Genomic DNA, 23193 nt, shown 5'->3' with positions numbered 1-23193 from the left:
AAACCGTCCATACTGTCTAAGGCGGCAAAGATGCCGCGCAAAATTGACATGGGGGTGAAATTTTGCAGGAAAAATCAAAACAAACGCCCGGACACCGGCGTCTGGGCGGCGGTGTGTGGACGGCGGCAGTCTGTCTGCTGCTGGTACTGACTCTGTCGGGGGACCGGGCTCTGGCCGCCCCAGCCTGGGACGCCGCCGCCTGCGCCGGCTCGGTGGAGATCGGCGACACGGTCATTCCCCTGGGCCGGGCGGTGGGTATCAAGCTCTTTTCTGACGGTGTGGTGGTTACCGGCTTGTCCGATGTGGAGTCCTCCGGCGGCACTGTGTCCCCCGGACGAACCGGCGGTCTGCGAGCAGGGGATGTGATCACCCACATCAACGGCCAGCAAGTCAGCACCATCGAGGGCGTCCAGGCCCTGCTGGCCCAGCAGCAGGGGCAGCCTCTCACCCTCCAGGTCCAGCGGGAGGATCAGTCTCTCCAGCTCAGCGTCCAACCGGCCCAAAACCAGGACGGCACCTATCAGCTAGGCGTGTGGCTGCGGGACTCCATGGCGGGCATCGGCACCCTTACCTTCTATGATCCTCAGTCCGGCGTGTTTGCCGCTCTGGGCCACGGGATCAGCGATGTGGACACGGCCATCCTCATGCCCCTGGAAACCGGGAGCATCATGAAGGCCACGGTGTCTGACGTCAAGAAGGGGTTAAGCGGTGAGCCGGGAGAGCTGCACGGCGTGTTTGATCTCCAGCATGACCTGGGCAACCTGTACGCCAACACCCAGCAGGGTATCTTCGGCACCCTGGATGACAAGGCGCTGGTGCAAAACGGCCAGGGCGTGGAGATCGCCTCCCGGGACCAGGTGCACACCGGCAAAGCTACCATTCTCTCCAATATTGCCGGCGACCAGGTGGAGGAGTATGAGATCGAGATTCTGACCCTCTATCCGGAGAGCAGCGGAGACACCCGCAACCTCATGATCCAGGTCACCGATCCCCGCCTGCTGGAAACGACCGGAGGAATTGTCCAGGGAATGTCTGGAAGTCCCATTCTCCAGGACGGGCGGCTTGTGGGCGCGGTCACCCACGTCCTCATCAACGAGCCCTCCCGGGGTTACGGAATTTTGGCAGAAAACATGGTAAAAACCGCCCAAAGCAGCGCAAAAGCCGCCTGACAGATTTGAAAAAGTACAGCCGCCCCGGATGGGAAACGACCCGATCCGGGGCGGTATTTTGGTTCTCTTTGTGCCGGTTTTTCCTGCAAACGTCGAACTTTGTCGAAAGATGTCGAACTTTTGTTTACCATTTTTTGGTAAAAATATCTTGCGCATACTGTCTGATTATGGTACATTTTATTTGACCGTTTCAGTGTGTGTAACGGTCAGAATGCCAGCCTTGCAAAGAAGGGAGTTTACATTCATGGAAGCAACCGTATCACTGTTGGTAGCGGACGCCAACGAGGAGTACCGGCATCAATTTATCGAGATGCTCCAGGCCGAACCGGACCTGCAGGTGGTGGGAGAGACCGGGGACGGACTGGTCCTGCTGGACCAGCTGAAGACACTGCGCCCTGACGTAGTGGTGATGGAGATCGTCCTGGGGGGCATCGACGGTATTGAGGTGCTGGAACGGCTGTCTCAGATGGAGCTGGACTACCGCCCCAAAATCCTGATTCTGTCCAGCTATGCCCGGGGCGGAATGGCTGACCTCGCCGCCTCTCTGGGGGCCGATCACTATATGTCCAAGCCCTGCCGGCCCAACGCCGTATGTCAGCGCATCCGCCAGCTAGCGGCTTTTGCCACGGTCCCTAGTAATTCACAGGAGTCAGCCCGCTCCTTGGAGGCCATGGTCACCTCCATTATCCACGAGGTGGGCGTACCCGCCCACATCAAGGGCTACCAGTATCTCCGGGAGGCCATCATTCTGGCAGTAGAGGATATGGACGTCATTAACGCGGTGACCAAGGTCCTCTATCCGGAAGTGGCCAAGCGCTTTGGCACCACTGCCTCCCGGGTGGAGCGTGCCATACGCCATGCCATCGAAGTGGCCTGGGACCGGGGCGACCTGGAAACCCTGCAAAAATACTTCGGCTACACTGTTTCAAACGTAAAAGGCAAACCCACCAATTCGGAATTCATTGCCATGATTGCCGACCGCCTTCAGCTTCAGCGCCGGGAAGGCTGATCGAAAACGACGGCGCTTACCCATAAGTATATCCCAACCCCCGTATCCTATGTAGTAGAAATGAGCAGAATCATGATAGTATCCCCTCCAGACGGACCTTTGAGCTGTATCTCTATGGTCCGTCTTTTTTTGCCCTTCTGGATTTTTCTGTCTCCATTTGCTATAATAAGACGAAAAGCGGCCCAGTCAGCCGGGCCGCTTTTTCCATTCCCATTGATACAAAAGGAGCGATATGTATGACTATTGAGTATACCCCCCGCGGGGTTTGTTCCCGTTTCTTCTCCATCAAGGTGGAGGACGGCATCATTCAGTCCGTACAGATCATCGGCGGGTGTGACGGCAATCTTCAGGGCATCTCCCGTCTGATTGAGGGCATGAAGGTGGAAGACGCCATCGCCCGCATGGAGGGCATCCGATGCGGCGGCAAACCCACCTCCTGTCCCGACCAGATCGCCAAGGCCCTGCGTACCGCACTGCCTCAGGCCTGAGTGGTCTTTTCCGGCTGTCCGTGGAGCAGCGCCTGCCGCTTGAGCCAGGGGATCTTCCGCCAGTAAAACAGCACCGTCACCACCGGCGGGATCAGGTCGGAGATGGGCTCGGCAAAGAAGATCGCCATAGCCCCAAAGGCGGCAGGAAGGATAAAGATGGCCACAAAATACACCAGCTTACGGAAGGCAGACAGGGGCAGGGAGTAGCGCATCATGCCCATCCCGGTCAGCCCGTCCACGATCACATACTGCACACCCAGGGGCACAATGCCCAGGGAGGTGATGCGGATGGCGGTGACTGCCAGGGCGGACACCTGTACATCGGGGGTGAAGATGCGGGTAAAGGGGGCGGCAAACAGCTGCCCCACCAGGCATAGCACCCCGGTGTACGCCACCGCGATGATCAGGATGTACTTCTGGGCCTCCAGGATACGCTTGGGCTGTCCCGCTCCCAGGTTGTAGCCCAGAATGGAGGCAGTCCCTCCTGTCATGCCGCCCAGAGGCATGGTGACCACCAGCATGAAGCTCTGGGAAATGGTGGCCGCCGCCACCAGCAGATCGCCCTGGCTCTCTCCGCCGTAGCGCTGGAGCAGGGCATTGAGGACAATGATCATCAGGTTATCCACCGCAATGATCAGGAAGGGCGTCAAACCGGTAAGCAAAATGCGGCCCATCAGCCATGGACGGTAACCGCCAAAGGAGATCCCCACCTGGGGTGCCGGTCCAAACAGGAAGTGGAGCACAAACAGACAGCTGCACAGCTGGCTGAGCACGGTGGCGATCGCCGCCCCCTTGACTCCCATCTTCAGCCCGAAGATAAACAGCGGGTCCAGCACGATGTTCATCACCGCGCCCAAAATCACCGACTGCATTCCCTTTTGGGCAAAGCCCTGGCAGATGACAAACTGGTTCATACCCGTGGACAGCAGTGCAAAGACGGTACCCGTCAGATACCAGGAGTAGTACTCCATGGCATAGGGCAGAGTCTCAGGGCTGGCGCCGAACAGCATCAGTGCAGGCCGGCGGGTGGCGTAAGCCACCCCCATCAGCGCCAGGGACATGACGATCAGCAGCAAAAAGGCGTTGCCCACGATCTGTTTGGCCTGCTCCCGCCGTCCTTCGCCCAGGCGGATGCTCACCAAGGGCGAGCCTCCTACACCCACCCAGAAGGCTACCGACCCCAGCATAGTCACAATGGGTCCGCACACCCCTGCGCCCGCCAGGGCCAGACTGCCCACCTCCGGGATATTTCCGATGTAAATTCGGTCCACCACGCTGTACAGCACGCTGACAAACTGGGCCAGCATGCTGGGAATGGCAATACGCAGCACCAGCGGGCGGATCGGATCGTTTCTCAGATCATTTTCCACTCTCATGCTCTATTTTCTCTCCCATTTCTCACACATTTTGCCGGTTTTCCGGCTGAGTAGCGGATATTATAGCACACTGTCCATAGACTGTAAAGCCGCCCGTCCATTCTTCCGGACCAGGGCGGAATTTTTTTGCCTTCCCCCCTTGACAGCCGTGTATATGGCATATATACTGTGCATATAGTATATATACACTATAACGGAAGGAAGGCCGCAAACTCCGTCCGACCCATGCGCAGGGCGGACAGGGGCGGGCGGTTTATATGGTGCGCCAAATGGATATCATTCTCAGCAACTCCAGTGGAAAACCCATCTACGAACAAATCTCGGACCAAGTGAAAAGTCAGATCCTGTCCGGCACGCTGGCGGAAGGGGACGCTCTGCCCTCCATGCGTCTGCTGGCCAAGGAGCTGCACATCTCGGTCATCACCACCAAGCGGGCCTATGAGGAGCTGGAACGGGAGGGGTTCTTACAGAACATTCCCGGAAAAGGCTGTTTTGTGGCCCCCCAAAACCGGGAACTGCTGCGGGAAGCCCAGCTGCGCCGGGTGGAGGAATTTCTCTCCCTGGCTGTGGACGAGGCCCGAAAGGGCGGCTTCACCCTGGAAGAGCTTACGGAAACGCTCAACATATTGTATCAAGGTGAATGATTATGACAAATAGTATTGAAATATCCGGCCTTTGCAAATCCTACGGCGACTTTGCCCTGGACCACATCGATCTGAAGCTCCCCGGCGGGTCCATCATGGGCCTCATCGGAGAAAACGGCGCTGGCAAGACCACCACCATCAAGTGCATCCTGAATCTGATCCGCCGGGACGCAGGCACCATCACTCTTATGGGCTATGACAACATCGCCCAGGAGCAGCAGGCCAAGTCAGAGGTGGGCGTGGTGCTGGACGAGTGCTACTTCCACGACACCCTGCGCCCCACAGACATCCACACCATTCTCTCCCGGGTCTATGAGAATTGGGATAAAGCGCTCTTTGCCTCCTGCCTGAACAAGTTTCAGCTGCCCGAGGGCAAATATGTCAAGGAGTTCTCCCGGGGCATGAAGATGAAGTTGTCCCTGGCCGCCGCACTGGCCCACCACCCCAAGCTGCTGATTCTGGACGAGGCCACTGCCGGACTGGACCCGGTGGTGCGGGATGAGATCCTGGACGAGTTTCTCAACTTTATCCAGGACGAGGAGCACTCCATTCTCATCTCCAGCCACATCACCAGCGACCTGGAGAAGGTTGCCGACTACATCACCTATCTCCACCAGGGGAAGGTGGTCCTCTCGGAGGCCAAAGACGTGATTCAGGACAGCTACGGCCGCCTGGGCTGTACCGCCGCCGACCTGCTGACCGTTGATTCCAAGGACCTGGTTCGGGTGCGGAAGGGCTCCTACGGCTGCGAGGCTCTGGTGAGTGACCGGGCCGCCTTCCGTAAAAAATACACCCAGCTGATGGTGGAGCCCATCTCCCTGGAGGATATCATGCTCTTCATTGGAAAGGGGGAGTCAGTATGACCGGCCTCATCGTCAAGGATTTTCTGGTCATGCGGAAATCCATCAAAACTTACATTCTGTTTCTGCTGTTTTATTTTGTCATGGCGGCCTTAGGGATTTTTCCGATCTCATTCATCACCGCCATGGTACAGATCATCATTATGATGCTGCCCCTGAGTGCCTTCTCCTATGATGAGCTGTCCAAGTGGGACCGGTACGCCTTCTCTCTGCCTCTGAGCCGCCGGGCTGTGGCGGGTGCCCGCTACCTCTTCGCTCTGATCCTCACCCTGTTTGCCGCCCTGTTCGGCCTGGTGACCTGCCTGATCTTGTCCCTGGCTTTTCATGACTCCAAGCTGGTGGAAAACTGCATGACGGTCATGGTCTCTCTGGGCCTGGGCCTTCTCTATTGCGACATCTTACTTCCCCTGACCTATAAGCTGGGACCAGAGCGCGCCCGGCCCTACTTCTACCTGGTCATCTTCCTGCCCATCATTCTTCTGGTCGGAGCCTCTAAACTTGGGCTGCTGGATGGGCTCTCCTTCCTGGAACAGATCCCCGAAGCCTCCGCCATCGCATTTGTTCTTCTGCTTCCCTTCCTGCCTCTGCTGGGGATGGGTGTGTCCTATCTCATCTCCTGCCGCATCCTGGAACACAAAGAGTTTTAAGGGGCCCGCTGGTTTTCCCTTGCACCCCGCTCCCCCTTCGTGCTACAATGTGAGTAGAGATATTTGGGAGAGGAAGTGTGTTCTATGACCGCTCATCAGGCCATCAAGGAACTCAAGCAAGTCCGGCAGTACTGCACCGCCAGCGCCATCCCCGCTATCGACTACGCCATCCAGGTGCTTCAGGGCCTGGCCGAGCGTGAGAAGAAGCTGGAGGAGGAAAAGAAGCACCAGCCCTGCGGCCCTGCCGCCGAGAAAATCCCCGATTAACCAACAAAAGGCCCCATCCTTTCGGATGGGGCCTTTCCTTATTCTATGGAATATTTCTTAGTCCTCCACACCGTCGCCGTGGGTACGCATGAAGAACAGGAAGCCCAGCACCAGCACAACGCCCACAGGCAGAGCCAGCAGACCGGGAGCGCCGAAGTGGATCAGCAGACCGGCCAGCACATAGCTGAAGCAGGAGATCGCGGCACAGGCGGTGGCATAGGGCAGCTGAGTCGCCACGTGGTTGACGTGGTCACACTGCGCACCGGCAGAGGCCATAATGGTGGTGTCGGAGATGGGGGAGCAGTGGTCGCCGCACACAGCACCGGCCATGCAGGCGGACACACAGACCACACCCATGGGGTCGTTCAGGGGGAAGATGGCCAGGGTGATGGGGATCAGGATGCCGAAGGTGCCCCAGCTGGTGCCGGTGGCAAAGGCCAGCAGGCAGCCGATGACGAACACGATGGCGGGCAGGAACAGAGCAAAGCCCTTGGCATACTCATTGACCACATACTCCACGAAGGCGGTGGCACCCAGGGAGTCGGTCATGGCCTTCAGAGACCAGGCAAAGGTCAGGATCATGATGGCGGGCACCATGGCCTTGAAGCCCTCGGGGATGCAGCCCATCATGTCACGGAAGGACATAGAGCGGCGGATGGAGTAGAAAATCAGGGTGAAAATGAGGCCGAAGGCGGAGCCCAGCATCAGGCCAACCGAGGCATCAGAGTTGGAGAAGGCGTCCACAAAGGTGGTGCCGGAGAAGAAGCCGCCGGAGTAGATCATACCGATCACGCAGCAGACCACCAGCACAATGATGGGCAGCACCAGGTCAATGACCTTGCCCTTGCTGTCGTCGGCGTCCTCCTCGATGAGGCCAGCATAGGGGTTGGAGCCGGAGAACAGGTCGCCGGTCTTGATCGCGTTGCGCTCATACTTGAGCATGGGGCCAAACTCCACCTTCATAACCACCATGGAGATCATCATCACGATGGTCAGCAGAGCGTAGAAGTTATAGGGGATGGCCTTGATGAACAGAGCCAGGCCCTGGCCGTCCTCCACGAAGCCGGAGACTGCGGCGGCCCAGGAGCTGATGGGGGCGATGATACACACGGGGGCAGCGGTGGCGTCGATGAGGTAGGCCAGCTTCACGCGGGAGACGTTGTGCTTGTCGGTGATGGGACGCATCACGGAACCCACGGTGAGGCAGTTGAAGTAGTCATCGATGAAGATGAGCACACCCAGCAGAATGGCGGCCAGCTGCGCGCCCACACGGCTCTTGATGTTCTCGGAGGCCCAGCGTCCGAAGGCGGCGGAGCCGCCCGCCTTGTTCATCAGGCACACCATGGAACCCAGGATGACCAGGAAGATCAGGATGCCCACGTTGTAGCTGTCGGACAGCACGGAAGCGATGCCGTCCTCAAAGACGTGAAGGACGGTGCCCTCGAAGGAGAAGTTGGAGTAAAGCAGGCCGCCCACCAGGATACCGATAAACAGAGAGGAGTAAACCTCCTTGGTGATCAGAGCCAGGGCAATGGCGATGACAGGGGGCAGCAGGGCAAAAGCGGTAGCGTAGAAGTTGCTGGCCGCGGGGACCACACCTTCGCCGCCGCAGGTGGCGCACACGTTGGTCCCTTCACAGACAGCGCAGGCGGGGTCGGTGCCGTAGCACTCCATGCAGATGCCGTAGCCCTGGCAGGCAGAGCACTCCACGGTGGGGCGGCTTCCGCCCTCTCCGGCGGCAAAGGCCACGCTCATCAGGGTCAGAACCAGGATCAGTGCCAGCACGATCCGGCCCAACCAGCGTCGGTTCATTCTCATAGTTCTCATTTCCCTCCAAAAATTAGTTCCACCGGGACGACCAACACACACGACATCTCTCCCGGTGCGCTTGCGCAACAAAAAACCATGAACGCGAAGCGCGCCCATGGCAAAACCGGATGTCCCCTTTCCGCAGAAAACCGCGGCAAGAGGACCTCTGGATAGCGCTCCACAAAAGTGACAGTCCGCAGGATCTTATCCCGCGGCCCAGGTCCGCCGCCCAGGCAGGCGGTGGGGACCTTCGGCGGTTCACCCTCTCCTCCGGAACGGCTGCCTGGCCTTGTCCCGGAGTACGCATGAGAACCGCGCCTCTATCCCTTTTATTTGATTGGGTGTATCCTACCATGCTCCAGGGGGAATGTCAAGGCTGATTCCCGTTTTTCCCCCAGAATTCCCGTTTATTTGGGCACTTTCTCCATCATGAAAAAGGTAAATGTGCCGGTGACCACCAGTTTGCCCTGATCGTTGTACAGCTCCACCTGGATGACCGACAGGGTGCGTCCCTCCTTTTTCGGGGTGGCGATGCAGGTGATGCGCTTGCCGCTGGCCGGACGGAGAAACTCCATGCTGCTGCCGGCGGTGACACAGCGCCGTCCGGTGGCACAGGCACAGCTGCCTCCCACCGTGTCCGCCAGGGTGGCCAGCGCTCCGCCGTGAACCATGCCATGGGGGTTGATGCTGTCCGGTCCAACCTCCAGCACGCCCTCTGCCCGGCCGGGCTCCACTTTGGTGACGTAGATCCCGTTCTCATAGGAGAACTGATGGGGCTGATTGACCACGCTGGAGATAGGTTGAATTTTTTCTAAGGGTTCCATGGAACTTCCTCCTGAAATTTGCTCAAATTGACACCATATTAGCACAAACCGGCCCGCCCGGCAAGGCTGCGTTTCCCTTTTCCCTTCCACGGCATAGGATGGGGAGAAATCCCACATGTTTGGAGGCAGAACCATGAAGCAGAAAACACCCGGGCTCACGCTGGAGCCCTTTGACCAGGACACCTTCCAGAGGGTGTGGCGCAGAGTCATGCCGGACCAGGATCTGAGCCCCATCCAGCCCACCGTCCCCGCCTTCTCCCCTGACTCTCCCGGCACGCCGGAGACCCCCACACCCCCAGTCTCGCCCTGTCCCCCCCAGACCTCCCCGCCTGCCTGTCTGTGCCCGGATTCCGAGAGCTACGCCCCCTGTCTGGAACAGCTGATGGAGGACACCTGTGCCCTCTCCCGGGCCTATCAGAGCACCGCCCGGCGCTGCGGCGGGCGCACCGCCCGACTGCTCAGCAGTCTCCTACCCAGCCTGGGTCAGGACCACCGGCGGCTGTGCGCGGCCTATTTTCTCATCACCGGGGAGCGCTACACCCCCGCCTCTCAGGCCGTTCCCCTGTCCGGAGCCGCTCCCTGGCAGCTGCGCAGTCTCTTTTTGCTGGAGCAGCAGAGGGCCGCCAAGTTGTCCGACTACGCCGCAGGCACTTCGGGCGACCCCTGCCTGCGGGAGCTGTTCCGGGAGCTGGAGCACGCCGCCCGACTGCGTGCAGGGCGCATCCGCGCACTGTTGGAGCAGTTGTGACGCACCTTGACTACCCTTCTTTCCCTGGGGTAAACTAAGGAAAACAGGCCCTCGGGCCGGAAAGAGGGTAGCAACATGGCACAGCTGCGGGAGTTTACCTATCCGTCCAGCGACGGCGTCCACACCATCCACGCCCAGGAGTGGGTCCCCCAGGGCCCGCTCCGTGGCGTGGTGCAAATCGTCCACGGAGTTGCGGAGCATATAGGCCGCTATGAGGGGGCTGCCGCTTTTCTGGCAGAGCACGGCTATCTGGTGTGCGGCGAGGACCACCTGGGCCACGGCAAGACTGCCGGTCCGGGCGAGGAGGGCTTTTTCGGGGAGAAGGACGGCTGGTCCATGGTGACCCGTGACGTGGCCGCCCTGCGCAAGCTCCAAGGGGAGAAGTACCCGGATCAGCCCTACTTCCTTCTGGGCCACTCCATGGGTTCCTTCCTTACCCGCACCTACCTCATCAACTACCCCGGCACCCTCACCGGGGTCATCCTGTCCGGCACCGGACAGGAGAGCGCTCCCCTGGTTGCCCTGGGCAAGTGGCTGGCCGGGATGGAGCGCCGCCGCCTAGGTCACCGGGGGATCAGCCCCCTGGTGGACAAGCTATCTTTGGGGGCCTACAACCGGAAATTCGCCCCCAACCGCACCGGGGCTGACTGGATCTCCCGGGATGAGGCCCAGGTGGATGCCTACCTGGCCGATCCCTACTGCCAGTATCAGTCCACCGTGTCCATGTTTGAGGCCATGATGGGCGGCCTTCAGTATATCGCAAAAAAGGAGAACCTGGCCCGTATGGACCCCAGCACCCCGGTTTACTTCTTCTCCGGCGACCAGGACCCGGTGGGCGGCATGGGCAAGGGGGTAAAAAAAGTAGTGGAGATGTTCCGCCAGGCCGGGTGCCGGGACGTGACGCTCCGCCTCTATCCCGGCGGCCGCCACGAAATGTTCCATGAGCTCAATGCCCCGGAGGTGCTGGACGACCTGCTCTCCTGGCTGGAGGAACACCGCGGAAACGCTTGACGGAGCCCGCCCTCCGGTTTACAATCGGAGGGAAGAAACAAAGGAGGGGTTTTCGTGACCTATCAGGAAGTTCTGGCCGCCGCCCGCACCTGCAGCGGCCCCTATTGCAAGGCCTGCCCGGTGTGCAACGGCAAGGCCTGCGGCAGCACTATGCCCGGCCCCGGCTCCAAGGGAACCGGCACCGTGGCGGTGCGCAACTACCAGGCCTGGCAGGAGATCTGCCTCAACATGGACACCATCTGTGAAAACGGCCCGGTGGACACCAAATTCAACTTTTTCGGTCAGGAGTATGACCTGCCCGTCTTTGCCGGCCCGGTGGGCGCGGTAAACCTCCATTACGGGGACAAGTACAACGACCTGGAGTATAACAACATCCTGGTTCCCGCCTGCGCCCAGGCCGGCATCGCCGCCTTCACCGGCGACGGCACCAACCCTGAGGTCTTTACCGCGGCCGCCGCCGCTATCGGCGCCAACGGCGGCAAGGGCATCCCCACCGTGAAGCCCTGGGACCGGGACACCCTGTATGCCAAGCTGGACGCCGCCAAGGCCTCCGGCGCCAAGGTATTCGCCATGGACATCGACGCGGCGGGCCTGCCCTTCCTGAAGGGCCTCAATCCCCCCGCCGGCTCCAAGACGGTGGCCGAGCTGCGGGAAATCATTGAGTACGTAAAAGTGCCCTTCCTCATCAAGGGCATTATGACCGTCAAGGGTGCTCAGAAGGCGCTGGAGGCGGGAGCCGCCGGCATCGTGGTCTCCAACCACGGCGGCCGCGTTCAGGACGGCGTCCCTGCCACCGCCAGCGTGCTGCCCGCCATCGCCCAGGCCGTGAAGGGCCAGATGGTGGTGCTGGTGGACGGCGGCATCCGTACCGGCGTGGATGTGTGCAAGGCTCTGGCCCTGGGCGCTGACGCCTGTATCCTGGCCCGGCCCTATGTCACCGCCGTCTACGGCGGCCAGGCTGAGGGCGTGAAGGTGCTCACCGACAAGCTCAAGGGCGAGCTCCAGGACACCATGGCCATGTGCGGAGTCCATAGCCTGAGTGAGATCTCCGGCGATATGATCTTCCGGGGCTGATCGCCCCTCCTTTTACCGGCGCGGGATTCCCCGCGCCGGTTTTTTGCCCCTTTGGTTGACATTGTAGACCAGCTGGGATATAATAGGTCTACAAAGTAAACCAGTATAGGAGGCGACGGAATGGAACAGACTCTCACCCACAGCGAGTGGTATGTGATGGACTGCCTGTGGCAGCACAGTCCCAGCACTGTGATGGAGCTTGTCACCGCCCTGCACCAAAAGGTAGGCTGGGCCAAGAGCACCACCATCACCACCCTGCGGCGCATGGAGGACAAGGGTCTGGTGACGGTGGAGATACATGGCCGCACCAAGTACTACACCCCCGCCCTGGAGCGGGATAAGGCGGTGCGCCGGGAGACCCGCTCCTTTCTGGACCGGGTATACCAGGGCAGCGTGGGGCTGATGGTATCCGCCATGGCCAGTGAGAAAGCCCTCAGTCAAGAGGAAATCGATGCCCTATATGCCATTTTGAAGGAGGCGGAAAAGCAATGAACACCCTGCTGCAATGGTTTGTGACCTCGTCGGTACTCATTTTGGCGGTGCTGGCTCTGCGTCGCCTGCTGGGCGGGCGCATCTCTCCCCGGGTGAAGTACGCCCTGTGGGGGGTAGTGTTGCTGCGGCTGCTGGTACCCTTCCAGATTCCCATGCCCAACCTGCCCACAGCGGCGGACCTGACTCCGGAGCCCACCTCCCTCACCCAGACCACCATCCCCATTCTGCCCTCCTCCTACTCCATGGAGGAAGTGGAGGCGGGCCAGGCCCCCAATCTGTATCTTAACGACCAGGGACAGGTCCACACCGCCAACAGTACCGGGACGGTAAAGCCCTCCGCCGACGGACAGCGGGCGGTGTTTTCCCTGGTATGGCTCTCCCCCGCCCAGCTTCTGCTGGGGGTGTGGGGTGCAGGCGCGGTCATCCTCGCCCTGGTATTGCTGGGCTCCAACCTGCGCTTTTATGCAAAGCTGCGCCGCAGGAGAACTTCTCTGGACCTGGATGACTGCCCACTGCCGGTGTATACCGTGGAATCGCTGCCCTCCCCCTGCCTGTTTGGGCTCTTCCGCCCCTGCATCTATCTCACACCCCAGCTGACGTTAGACTCTCCCACCCGCGCCCATGTTCTGGCCCACGAGCTGACCCACTACTGCCAAAAGGACCACATCTGGTCTGCCCTGCGGTGTTTGGCTCTGGCACTGCACTGGTATAACCCCCTGGTGTGGCTGGCGGTGGCACTGTCCAAGCAGGATGGGGAACTCTCCTGCGACGCCGGGGCAGTCAAGGCCCTGGGGGATGAAGAACGCATCCCTTACGGCCGTACTCTGGTCTCCCTGGTGGCCCAGCGGAGCCTGCGTCCAGAGGATCTGCTGTCCTGCTCCACCTCCATGGTAGAGGGAAAGGGGAGCATCCAGGAGCGCATCGCCCAGCTGGTCAAGCACCCGAAGGCCAAAAAGACGGCCCTCGCTGCGGCAGTGGTCCTGCTGGCCCTGGCGGCGGTATTTACCTTTGGAGGCAGTCAAAACCAGCCGGAGGATGTCAGCCAAGACGGCGATACCTCCTATTGGGATCAGGTCGAAAATGCTCAATCTATCCGGTATTCTCCCCCTCTTTACTCCAGCGCAGCTTACCCGGATGCGATTGCCGATGCAGATCTTTTGCAGGAAGCAAAAACACTGCTGAGTCAGGCCAAAGCCCCTGATCCTTCCACACTGGATGCCGACTGGACAGAGCCGCTTTTTTCTGCCTCTACCATTGCTCTGGTGAACCCGGATAACAGCATGTCCCGTTATTACCTTTGCAACTTGGATGGACGCGACTACCTGGTTACCCCCGCCCAGCTGAACGCAGAGAAATACACCCCGGTGGCCGTGTTCTCCCAGGACGCTGGCGTAGTAGAGTCCGCTCTGGCCGCTCTGGCTCAGCAGCAGAGCGAGCGCAATGCCGCAGTCTCCTCGGAGGATGCGTCCTCCTCCACTCCTGTCACCGCGCATATGGTCGACCAGGCACAGCGCCTTCAGAACCTGGAGCCGGACCAAATCCAGTCTGTCTACGGCGGTCCCTACCAAAAAGACTCCGACTTAGCCAATTCCATCTTAACAACCCTCAAGGAGGAGGCAAACAATCTGATTCCCACTCCGGAGCCCCACCTCTACTCCCTCTGGGAGGTCTATCTCCAGGTCGACGAGGAGAATTTTTGGGAGCTCAGTGCTGGAACCGTACCTTCCATTGTGGCCGTGCGCATCGACCAGGATACGATTTATTTCCAGGCCCCAAAACTCTATGACCTGATCCGCCAGTGGTGGACACCGCCGGAAAACGCTATCACGGTCACCACTCCTGCTGTCCTCCAGACCATGGATCAAGTGCTGTCGGAGGAAAAAGTAACCTTGCAGAGCTCCTCGGATAATCCTACGGTCGATTCGCCTGCTCAGCTCACTGCCCTCCAACGTCTCGCAACCTTTGATAATCAGACCGACGGGAGCACGGTGAACATCTATGGCTACGATTTCGGCTTTGCACTAGATGATCTGTCCAATATCTCCTGGACAGGCGACGCCTGGGTTGACGGGCAAATGCTCTACCACCCGGACAGCACCTATCACCACCTGATCACCGTGGAACAAAATGGAAAAGTTGCCCAATATGTTACCACAACCAACGACTTCCCCCTGGACCCGGAGAGTTATGCGTCCCACACCCAATCCCAGCTCTCCCTGGGTGAATACGCAGCCCTCCTGCTGGGCTTGAAAGGCTAACGGCCTGTAAGGACCCCCGGCGGCATCGTGCCGCCGGGGGTTTTTTGTGCATTCCGCCAATTTACTTTTTTACTTTATTTCATTAAAAATTGTTCTTCCAAGGCAGAAATGCACAATTTTCGACCGTTAAAACGGCGTATTTCCTCCCTTTCCGCGCGTTAAGAAAGCGTTAAAATCGTTGTTTTTTCCCCCTTGGGGAAGTATCATAAGTAACGATCGAAATCGGTTCAATTTAGAATTTAGAATGCATGTCAGGAGCTTTTTTCATATGAGTCTGCGCATCGGAATCGACATCGGCTCCACCACGGTTAAAGTGGTGGTGCTGGATGAACAAAATAAGCTGCTGTTCCGCTCCTATGAGCGGCACTACTCCAAGACCCGTGAGCGTGCCTGCGAGACCTTACACTCCATCCAGGAGATGCTCCAGGGCAAGCAGGTAAAGCTGGTCATCACCGGCTCGGCCGGACTGGGCGTGGCCAACGCCTCGGGCATCGACTTTGTCCAGGAGGTCTACGCCACCGCCGCTGCGGTGAATACATACATCCCCGACACCGACGCTGTCATCGAGCTGGGCGGCGAGGATGCCAAGATCATCTTCTTCGGCGGAGCGCTGGAGGAACGAATGAACGGCTCCTGTGCCGGCGGCACCGGCGCCTTCATCGACCAGATGGCTACCCTGATGAACGTCTCCGTCAACGAGCTGGATGAGCTGTCTTTGAAGCACGAGAAGATCTACCCCATCGCCTCCCGCTGCGGCGTGTTCGCCAAGAGCGACATCCAGCCCATCCTGAACCAGGGCGGCCGGAAAGAGGACGTTGCCGCCTCCATCTTCCAGGCGGTAGTGGATCAGACGGTGGCCGGCCTGACCCAGGGCCGGGAGCTGAAGGGCAAGATCGTCTTCCTGGGTGGCCCTCTCCACTTCCTCATGGGCCTGCGGCAGCGCTTTGTGGAGACTCTGAAGCTGGACGAGGAGCACGCCATCTTCCCCGAAGACGGCGACTGCTTTGCTGCCATGGGCGCGGCCCTGTGCGCTACCGACTATGAGCCCATTCTCTTTGAGGACGCCCTGAAAAAGCTGGAGGAGAGCGTGGACACCACCACCCTGGTGGACACCATGCCCCCCCTGTTCCAGGACGTGACCGAGTACGGTGCCTTCTGCGCCCGGCACAACGCCAAGCGCCCCCCCGAGGTGGACATCAAGACCTATGAAGGTCCTGCCTGGCTGGGCATTGACGCAGGCTCTACCACCACCAAGCTGGCCCTCATCACCGAGGACGGCGGCCTGCTGTACACCTATTATCAGTCCAACCAGGGCAACCCCGTCTCGGTCGTTCTTCCCCAGCTGAAGCAGATCTACCAGCTGTGCGGCGACCGCATTGAGATCAAGGGCGCGGCCGTCACCGGCTACGGCGAGGACCTCATCAAAAACGCCTTCAACTGCGACCTTGGCCTGGTGGAGACGGTGGCCCACTACAAAGCCGCCGCCCACTTCAACCCCGATGTGGACTTTATCATCGACATCGGCGGCCAGGACATGAAGTGCTTTAAGATCCGCAACGGCGCGGTGGACTCCATCATGCTCAACGAGGCCTGCTCCTCCGGCTGCGGTTCCTTTATTGAGACCTTCGCCAAGGCCCTGGGCTACTCCATCGCCGACTTTGCCAAGCTGGGCCTGTTTGCCCAGCACCCGGTCAATCTGGGCTCCCGCTGCACCGTATTTATGAACTCCAGTGTCAAGCAGGCCCAGAAGGACGGCGCCAGCGTGGAGGACATCTCTGCAGGCCTGTCCATCTCCATCGTCAAGAACGCCATTTACAAGGTCATCCGGGCTGCCAGTGCCGATGACCTGGGCAAGCACATCGTGGTCCAGGGCGGCACCTTCCACAACGACGCGGTGCTCCGGGCTTTTGAGCAGGAGCTGGGCCGGGATGTGACCCGCCCCACCATCTCGGGTATCATGGGCGCCTTCGGCGCCGCTCTGGCCGCCCGGGACCTGCATCTGGAAAAGAGCGGTATTCTCAATGCCAAGGCTCTGGAAAAGTTTACCCACGTGGCCAAGCCTGCCACCTGCGGTCTGTGCACCAACCACTGCTCCCTCACCATCAACACCTTTGACGGTGGGCGGCGCTTTGTCTCGGGCAACCGCTGCTCTCGTCCCCTGGGCGAGGAGCCCAGCCACCTGCCCGACCTGATGCGTTACAAATACGGAAAGCTCCGTGCCCTCCACGGCAAGGGTCAGGGCAACGGCTCCCGGGGCAAGATCGGCATCCCCTTCGGCCTGAACATGTACGAGAACCTGCCCTTCTGGTTTGAGCTGTTCACCCGCCTGAACTTTGAGGTGGTCCTCTCCCCTGAGTCCTCCCGCAAGCTCTATTTGAAGGGCCAGCGCACCATCCCCTCCGACACCGTGTGCTATCCCGCCAAGCTCCTCCACGGTCACGTGGAGGCCCTGGTGGAGGCAGGTGTGGACGCCATCTTCTATCCCTGCATGCCCTACAACTTCAACGAGGGCGTCAGCGACAACAACTACAACTGTCCCGTGGTGGCCTACTACCCCGAGCTGCTGGCCGCCAACGTGCCCAACCTGAAAAAGGTACGCTACTTGAATCCCTACTTCGGCCTGCACCGTCCCAAGGACTTTGAGCGCAAGGCCAGTGAGTGGTTCTTCAACGAGTTCCAGGTGCCCAAGCGTGAGACCGTAGCCGCCGCCAAGGCTGCCTATGCCGCCTACGACGCCTACAAGGAAGATCTCCGCGCCACCGGCCGCGCCTACATCGAGCAGGCCCGTGCTGAGAACCGGCCCATCCTGGTGGTGGCCGGACGGCCCTACCACATGGACCCAGAGATCAACCACGGCATCAATGACCTGATTACCTCCTTCGGCTTCATCCTTATCACTGAGGATGCGGTGGCCTACCTGGAGGATAAGGCTCCCCGCCATGTGCTCAACCAGTGGACCTACCACGCCCGTATGTACAACGCGGCCCGGTATGTGTGTACGCAGGAGGACATGGAGCTTATTCAGTTGGTCTCCTTTGGCTGCGGCATCGACGCCATCACCGGCGACGAGATGCGCTCCATTCTGGAACAGGGCGGCAAGCTCTACACCCAGCTGAAGATCGACGATATCAGCAACCTGGGCGCGGTCAAGATCCGTATCCGGTCCCTGATGGCCGCCATCGAGGCCCGCAAGGCCCAGTAACCCCACTGTTTCAACGTAAAATACGTTTTCATGTAGAAAGGAAACATCTCTATGGCTAAGCTTGTGTATGATGAAACCGGCCGTCTGCTCTTTACGAAGGAGATGAAGGAGGAGTACACCCTTCTGATGCCCCAGATGCTCCCCGTCCACTTTGGCATGATGCAAAAGCTCCTGCAGAATCAGGGCTACAAGGTGGATATGCTCACCACCAACCACCGCGGGATCGTGGATGAGGGCCTCAAGTACGTCCACAACGACACCTGCTACCCCGCCCTGCTGGTCATCGGCCAGCTCATCGACGCGGTGAAGCACGGTGGCTACGACCCCCACAAGGTGGGCCTGCTCATCACCCAGACCGGCGGCGGCTGCCGGGCCAGCAACTACATCCACCTGCTGCGCAAGGCCCTGGAGAAGGCCGACATGGCCTACATCCCCGTGGTCTCCGTCAACCTGTCCGGCCTGGAGAAGAACCCCGGCTTCAACCTGACCCTCCCCTTTATCCGCAAGGCAGTGTACGCCATGATGTACGGTGACATCATCGTCAACGTGGCCAACCAGGTGCGCCCCTACGAGGTCAATGCCGGCGAGACCGACGCCATGATCGAGGCCTGGTCCCACCAACTAGTCAACGGCTTTGAGCAGGGTAAGGGCATGAGCCGCGCCCAGATGCGCAAGATCTTCGCGGAAATCTGCGACGACTTTGCCTCCATCCCCGTGCAGGGCGAGCCCAAGATCCGGGTAGGCATCGTGGGCGAGATCTACGTGAAGTTTGCCCCTCTGGGCAACAACAATCTGGAGAAGTTCCTGCTCAGCGAGGGCGTGGAGCCTGTGGTGCCTGGCCTCACCGACTTCATCATCTTCAAGATCTACAACCGGGTGTCCGACGTGGATCTGTACGGCGGCAAGTGGATCAAGAAGGCGGCCTGCAAGGCCTTTATGTCCTACATTGAGGGCTGCCAGAAGGATATGATCCAGGCTCTGGAGAACTCCCACCGCTTCCGCGCCCCCGGCACCTTCCAGGATCTGCACAAGCTGGTCCACGGCTACCTGGGCGACGGCAACAAGATGGGCGAGGGCTGGCTGCTCACCGCCGAGATGCTGGAGCTCATCCACTCCGGCACCAACAACATCGTCTGCACCCAGCCCTTCGGCTGCCTGCCCAACCACATCGTGGGCAAGGGCATGATCCGCAAGCTGAAGGACGACTACCCCACCAGCAACATCGTGGCCATCGACTATGATCCCGGCGCAACCAAGATCAACCAGGAAAACCGCATCAAACTTATGCTGGCCAACGCCAAGGGCCTCTCCCACCAGGAGAGCGCCGCGCCCCGTGCCTCCGCCCAGGAGGGTAGCCGCACCCTTACCCACGCCGGCGCCCACGCTTGATTTGTATTTCAGCTTCAAAACGGCAGACCGCAAGCGGTCTGCCGTTTTTTTGCCTCTCTTCGGCCCTAAGAAGCCCTCTCACGCCCTTGACGGTCCAGGGGTATTCTGATATACTGAGGCACAAGACAGCGCCATCCGTGCCCACGGGCCCGTCGATCCCCACGGATGGATATTTCAGTTGGTAACACGGGCTCCCAGGGGGGAGCTCGTGTTTTTTTATTCAAAAGAAAGGAACGATATCTCATGGAACAACACAACAACATCCTGGGCACCATGCCGGTGCGGAAGCTGGTGCTTACCATGTCCTCGCCCATCATGCTCTCCATGCTCATGGGTGCCATCTACAACCTGGTGGACAGCATCTATGTGGCTCAGGTCAGCGATCTGGACTTTCTGACTCTGTCCTACGCCTATCCGGTGCAGCTGATGATCGTAGCCTTCTGCGCCGGCCTGGGGGTAGGCTTTAACGCCATTCTGGCCAAGCGCCTGGGAGAAGGCCGCCTGGAGGATGCAGTAAATGCGGCCTGCCACGGCTTTTTGCTCTACGGCGCGGTCTGGCTGCTGGCTCTTATCTTTGCCCTGGTAGGCTGTACTCCCTTCTTCCAAAGCTGCTCGGACAATCCGGTGGTGGTTCAGTCGGGCATTGCCTATCTCACCATCTGCTGCGGACTGTCCATCGGCCTTTGCATGCAGTTTCTCTGTGAACGTATTCTCCAGTCCACCGGCCACCCCGCTGGATTTATGATCGTTCAGGGCTCGGGCGCGCTGCTGAACATCGTGCTGGACCCCATCTTCATCTTTATCTTTGATATGGGTGTGGTAGGCGCCGCGGTGGCCACCGTGATCGGACAGATTTCCGGCGCCTGCATCGGCTTTTTTCTTCTGTGGCGTCTTCGCCGCAGCTTTCCCATCTCTCCCCGCCGCTTCCACTTCTCTCCCCCGCTTACCGGTGAGATCCTGCGCATTGCCGCTCCAGCCATCGTCATGCAGTCTCTCTCCAGTTTTATGACGCTGGGGCTCAACCAGATCATGAACCTGTGGTCGGAGACCGGGGTATTCGTCCTGGGGGTCTACTTCAAGATTCAGTCCTTTGTGTTCATGCCCATCTTCGGCGTGAACAGCGGCCTCATCCCCATCATCAGCTACAACTACGGTGCGAAAGACGCTCCGCGCATTTCCCAGTCCATTCGCTTCGGACTTCAGCTGGGGGTGTGCACCGGTCTGGCCGGTACGGCAATCCTTTCGCTGGCCGCTTCCCCTCTGCTGCGCTGGTGCTTCCAGGCGCCGGAGGAGGCCGTTCAGATGGGCGTGCCCGCCCTGCGGATGACCGCGCTAGCTTTCGCCGTGGCCTCCGTGAGCATTGTTCTCTCCGCCGCTTTCCAGTCCCTGGACCGCAGCAGCTGCTCGCTGCTGGTCTCCCTGCTGCGTCAGATCATTTTCCTGCTCCCCATCGCCCTGCTTCTGATCCGTGTGAAGCCGGAGCTGGTGTGGCTGTGCTTCCTTCTCGCTGAGCTGCTCACCGTGGCCATCGCCATCCCCCTCTACCGCAGGACTGTGGTCCCCCGCATCCGCGTCCTGGAAGGGTGAAAAAGGGCGCAAAAAAGCTGTCCCCGTTGGGGGACAGCTTTTTTCATTTTAAATCATCTTGACGGTGTAATACACCAGCAGAGCAAACAGCCAGGCCACCATGGCATACAGCAGGTAGTAAGCCATAGAACCGCCCACAAAGGCGGCCAGGGCGATCACCACCAGGCTGACCACAAAGCTGAGGAAAATCAGGGAGTAGTTGGCCTCAGCGGGGAGCAGACGGGCTTTGCCCTTGCCCAGCTGGAACAGGCCGTCCTTCTTCTTGAGCAAAAACAGACCCAGAGTCAGCAGCACCAGCACGACCACCACCAGGATGGTGTACAGGCCCAGAGGGCTGGCGTGGCGCACAAACCACAGGCCCAGCAGGCCCAGACCGCTGATCACAGCGGAGAAGAAGAATTCACGCTGATAGAGATAATACACCAGAGCCAGAGCAGCCCAGGCAGGAACCATCCAGAACATCATCCGCAGACCGGCGTCCCGGAAGTTCAGGATCACATGGCTGCACAGCAGCAGCCCGCCGGCCGCAATGGCCAGCACACCGGGCAGCACCGCATTTCCGTTCTTGGACAGCTGAACCAGCATCCAAACCACACAGACAACCAAAGCAGCCAGGCTGACCCACCGCAGACCGACCAGTGCGGCCTGAATCGCCAAAACCCGATTGATGGACTCAGTACTCGTATTGTAGTTAATGTAGTAACGATTTACCAGTACCAGCAAAAATTCCAGAACGATGGCCACGCCCACCCAGATCAGAGCCTTATTCAGAGCTCGGTCCTCCTGGTGGCGGCGGGCCTCTCTCTCATTTCTATCCATGTGTTTTGATTCTCCTTGCCTAACAGGGCAAAGTGCCCTTAATCCAAAGAAAGCAAGTTGCCTTGCTTTCCATAATGCACGTTAGTTATCCAGTCGATTTATTATTTTACCAGAAGTCCTTTTTTTTTGCAACACAAAAAAAGGAAAAAACGCTTGGATTCCGCACTTTCGGCAAAAAAATCGATTTTTTAAAGAATCCGCCCCATTTTTCTTGAAAACAGGATGGGAAACTATGCACTTCCACAGTTTCCCATCCCGAAAATTCAATATAGACCTGTTTTTTGATCAGTTGGCGCTTCCGAACTCGTTAAAGAAGCGGTCGTGGATGGCCTGAACAGCCCGGTCAGCCTCCCGCTCATCCACCAGGACGGAGACCTTGATCTCGCTGGTGGAGATCATGCTAATGTTGACTCCGGCGGAGGAGAGGGCCTCAAACATCTTGCAGGCCACACCGGCGTTGTTCACCATGCCGGCGCCCACGATGGACACCTTAGCCACCTGGTTGTTGACCTCCATAGCCTTAAAGCCGATGTAATCCTTGTTCTCCTCCAGGATCTTCTGGGCCTCCTCGCTGTCGCCGCGAGCCACGGTGAAGCTGATGTCCTTGCTCTCATCCCGGCCGATGGACTGGAGAATGATGTCTACGTTGATGTTCTTCTTAGCCAGCAGAGAGAAGATCTTAAAGGCGATGCCGGGCTCGTCAGCCAGGCCGATGAGGGCCAGGCGGGCCACATTCTTATCCTTCGCAACGCCGCTGACGTGAGTCTTTTCCATGGTTTTGACAACCTCCTTGACTTTTGTACCGGGATTTCCCGTGAGACTGGAGAGAACCTCCAGATTGACGTTATAGCGCTTGGCCATCTCCACAGAGCGGTTGTGAAGCACCTGGGCGCCCAGGCTGGCCAGCTCCAGCATCTCATCAAAGGTGATCTCCTCCAGCTTCTTGGCGCCCTTGACCAGGCGGGGATCGGCGGTGTACACGCCGTCCACGTCGGTGTAGATCTGGCACAGGTCAGCATGGAGAGCGGCGGCCAGCGCCACAGCGGAGGTATCAGAGCCGCCGCGGCCCAGAGTGGTGATGTCGCCGTACTTGTTGATGCCCTGGAATCCAGCCACCAGAACGATCTTCTTCTTGTCCAGCTCATTCTGGATGCGCTCGGTCTGGATGCGCTTGATCCGGGCGCTGCTGTAAGCCGAGTCGGTGTTCACACCGGCCTGCCAGCCGGTGAGAGAGATGACCTGGTAGCCCATGGCCTCGATGGCCATGGCGCACAGAGCGATGGAGATCTGCTCGCCGGAGGACAGGAGCATATCCATCTCCCGCTTGGACGGGTGACGGTTGATCTCCTGGGCCTTCTCGATGAGATCGTCGGTGGTGTCGCCCTGGGCAGAGAGCACCACCACTACGCTGTGGCCCTTGCGGTAGTTCTCGGTGATGATCCGGGCGACATTGCGCACCCGGTCCGCGTTGGCGACGGAACTGCCGCCAAATTTTTGTACAATCAGTGCCATATATTCTA

20 protein-coding genes and 1 riboswitch are annotated in these 23193 nt (G+C 59.4%); of the genes, 15 read left to right on the top strand and 5 right to left on the bottom strand.

From position 1 onward, the window contains the following. Positions 1-62: 62 nt before the first annotated feature. The 3 genes from spoIVB to ACEVJL_RS07220 all read left to right on the top strand — a co-directional run bounded on the left by spoIVB (position 63) and on the right by ACEVJL_RS07220 (position 2666). Positions 63-1169, top strand: a complete 1107-nt coding sequence (spoIVB, locus tag ACEVJL_RS07230; protein ID WP_325207483.1) for a SpoIVB peptidase — start codon at positions 63-65, stop codon at positions 1167-1169. A gap of 244 nt (positions 1170-1413) precedes the next feature. Continuing rightward, the gene (gene spo0A / locus ACEVJL_RS07225) at positions 1414-2178 is read left to right on the top strand and encodes a sporulation transcription factor Spo0A (RefSeq protein ID WP_374737333.1); all 765 of its coding nucleotides are present in this window, start codon (positions 1414-1416) and stop codon (positions 2176-2178) included. A 236-nt stretch (positions 2179-2414) separates the two neighbouring features. Further along, positions 2415-2666: a TIGR03905 family TSCPD domain-containing protein gene (locus ACEVJL_RS07220; protein ID WP_110442062.1), complete on the top strand. Its 252-nt coding sequence runs from the start codon at positions 2415-2417 to the stop codon at positions 2664-2666. Here ACEVJL_RS07220 and ACEVJL_RS07215 read toward each other — a convergent pair. Further along, positions 2657-4042, bottom strand: coding sequence for an MATE family efflux transporter (locus ACEVJL_RS07215; RefSeq protein WP_374737332.1), 1386 nt, complete (start codon positions 4040-4042; stop codon positions 2657-2659). The genes ACEVJL_RS07220 and ACEVJL_RS07215 overlap by 10 nt on opposite strands. A 269-nt stretch (positions 4043-4311) precedes the next feature. Here ACEVJL_RS07215 and ACEVJL_RS07210 point away from each other — a divergent pair, with 269 nt between their 5' ends. The 4 genes from ACEVJL_RS07210 (at position 4312) to ACEVJL_RS07195 (ending at position 6460) form a co-directional block, all read left to right on the top strand. Next, the gene (locus tag ACEVJL_RS07210; RefSeq protein WP_110442154.1) at positions 4312-4686 is read left to right on the top strand and encodes a GntR family transcriptional regulator; all 375 of its coding nucleotides are present in this window, start codon (positions 4312-4314) and stop codon (positions 4684-4686) included. Between the two features lie 2 nt (positions 4687-4688). Then, the gene (locus ACEVJL_RS07205; RefSeq protein ID WP_374737331.1) at positions 4689-5549 is read left to right on the top strand and encodes an ABC transporter ATP-binding protein; all 861 of its coding nucleotides are present in this window, start codon (positions 4689-4691) and stop codon (positions 5547-5549) included. Then, entirely contained in the window at positions 5546-6193 is a 648-nt protein-coding gene (locus tag ACEVJL_RS07200) for an ABC-2 transporter permease (protein WP_325207485.1), read from the top strand. Before ACEVJL_RS07205 ends, ACEVJL_RS07200 begins: the two co-directional genes overlap by 4 nt. A gap of 84 nt (positions 6194-6277) precedes the next feature. Continuing rightward, positions 6278-6460: a hypothetical protein gene (locus ACEVJL_RS07195; RefSeq protein WP_008981556.1), complete on the top strand. Its 183-nt coding sequence runs from the start codon at positions 6278-6280 to the stop codon at positions 6458-6460. A 57-nt stretch (positions 6461-6517) separates the two neighbouring features. Here ACEVJL_RS07195 and ACEVJL_RS07190 read toward each other — a convergent pair whose 3' ends face one another. Both ACEVJL_RS07190 and ACEVJL_RS07185 read right to left on the bottom strand, forming a co-directional pair. Beyond that, on the bottom strand, positions 6518-8272 hold the full coding sequence (locus tag ACEVJL_RS07190; protein WP_374737330.1) for a Na+/H+ antiporter NhaC family protein: 1755 nt from the start codon (positions 8270-8272) through the stop codon (positions 6518-6520). A gap of 160 nt (positions 8273-8432) precedes the next feature. Beyond that, a riboswitch (Lysine riboswitch) is annotated at positions 8433-8600 on the bottom strand. 76 nt (positions 8601-8676) lie between these two features. Continuing rightward, positions 8677-9093: a PaaI family thioesterase gene (locus ACEVJL_RS07185; RefSeq protein ID WP_235395414.1), complete on the bottom strand. Its 417-nt coding sequence runs from the start codon at positions 9091-9093 to the stop codon at positions 8677-8679. Positions 9094-9226: 133 nt separating this feature from the next. Here ACEVJL_RS07185 and ACEVJL_RS07180 point away from each other — a divergent pair, with 133 nt between their 5' ends. From ACEVJL_RS07180 to ACEVJL_RS07145, 8 genes are all read left to right on the top strand, one after another. Further along, on the top strand, positions 9227-9841 hold the full coding sequence (locus ACEVJL_RS07180) for a hypothetical protein (RefSeq protein WP_374737329.1): 615 nt from the start codon (positions 9227-9229) through the stop codon (positions 9839-9841). 75 nt (positions 9842-9916) lie between these two features. Continuing rightward, a complete protein-coding gene (locus ACEVJL_RS07175; RefSeq protein ID WP_374737328.1) occupies positions 9917-10852 on the top strand; it encodes an alpha/beta hydrolase in 936 nt (311 codons plus the stop codon). Positions 10853-10906: 54 nt separating this feature from the next. Next, a complete protein-coding gene (locus ACEVJL_RS07170; RefSeq protein ID WP_374737327.1) occupies positions 10907-11926 on the top strand; it encodes an alpha-hydroxy-acid oxidizing protein in 1020 nt (339 codons plus the stop codon). 120 nt (positions 11927-12046) lie between these two features. Next, positions 12047-12418, top strand: coding sequence for a BlaI/MecI/CopY family transcriptional regulator (locus ACEVJL_RS07165; RefSeq protein ID WP_374737326.1), 372 nt, complete (start codon positions 12047-12049; stop codon positions 12416-12418). Beyond that, complete coding sequence (locus ACEVJL_RS07160; RefSeq protein WP_374737325.1) at positions 12415-14676, top strand: M56 family metallopeptidase; 2262 nt, start codon at positions 12415-12417, stop codon at positions 14674-14676. The genes ACEVJL_RS07165 and ACEVJL_RS07160 overlap by 4 nt, the downstream gene beginning before the upstream one ends. 268 nt (positions 14677-14944) lie before the next feature. Continuing rightward, positions 14945-17878: an acyl-CoA dehydratase activase gene (locus tag ACEVJL_RS07155; RefSeq protein WP_374737324.1), complete on the top strand. Its 2934-nt coding sequence runs from the start codon at positions 14945-14947 to the stop codon at positions 17876-17878. A 51-nt stretch (positions 17879-17929) separates the two neighbouring features. Continuing rightward, complete coding sequence (locus ACEVJL_RS07150; RefSeq protein WP_328246049.1) at positions 17930-19267, top strand: 2-hydroxyglutaryl-CoA dehydratase; 1338 nt, start codon at positions 17930-17932, stop codon at positions 19265-19267. 243 nt (positions 19268-19510) lie between these two features. After that, complete coding sequence (locus tag ACEVJL_RS07145) at positions 19511-20854, top strand: MATE family efflux transporter (protein ID WP_374737323.1); 1344 nt, start codon at positions 19511-19513, stop codon at positions 20852-20854. Positions 20855-20902: 48 nt separating this feature from the next. Here ACEVJL_RS07145 and ACEVJL_RS07140 read toward each other — a convergent pair whose 3' ends face one another. After that, positions 20903-21673, bottom strand: a complete 771-nt coding sequence (locus ACEVJL_RS07140; protein WP_235398031.1) for a hypothetical protein — start codon at positions 21671-21673, stop codon at positions 20903-20905. Between the two features lie 285 nt (positions 21674-21958). Continuing rightward, positions 21959-23185 carry an aspartate kinase gene (locus tag ACEVJL_RS07135; protein ID WP_235398029.1) on the bottom strand — a complete coding sequence of 409 codons (1227 nt, stop codon included), beginning with the start codon at positions 23183-23185 and terminating at the stop codon, positions 21959-21961. Positions 23186-23193: the final 8 nt, after the last annotated feature.

Source organism: Flintibacter porci (assembly GCF_041925195.1).
GTDB lineage: Bacteria > Bacillota > Clostridia > Oscillospirales > Oscillospiraceae > Lawsonibacter > Lawsonibacter porci.
This window is presented reverse-complemented; position numbering and strand designations above follow the sequence as displayed.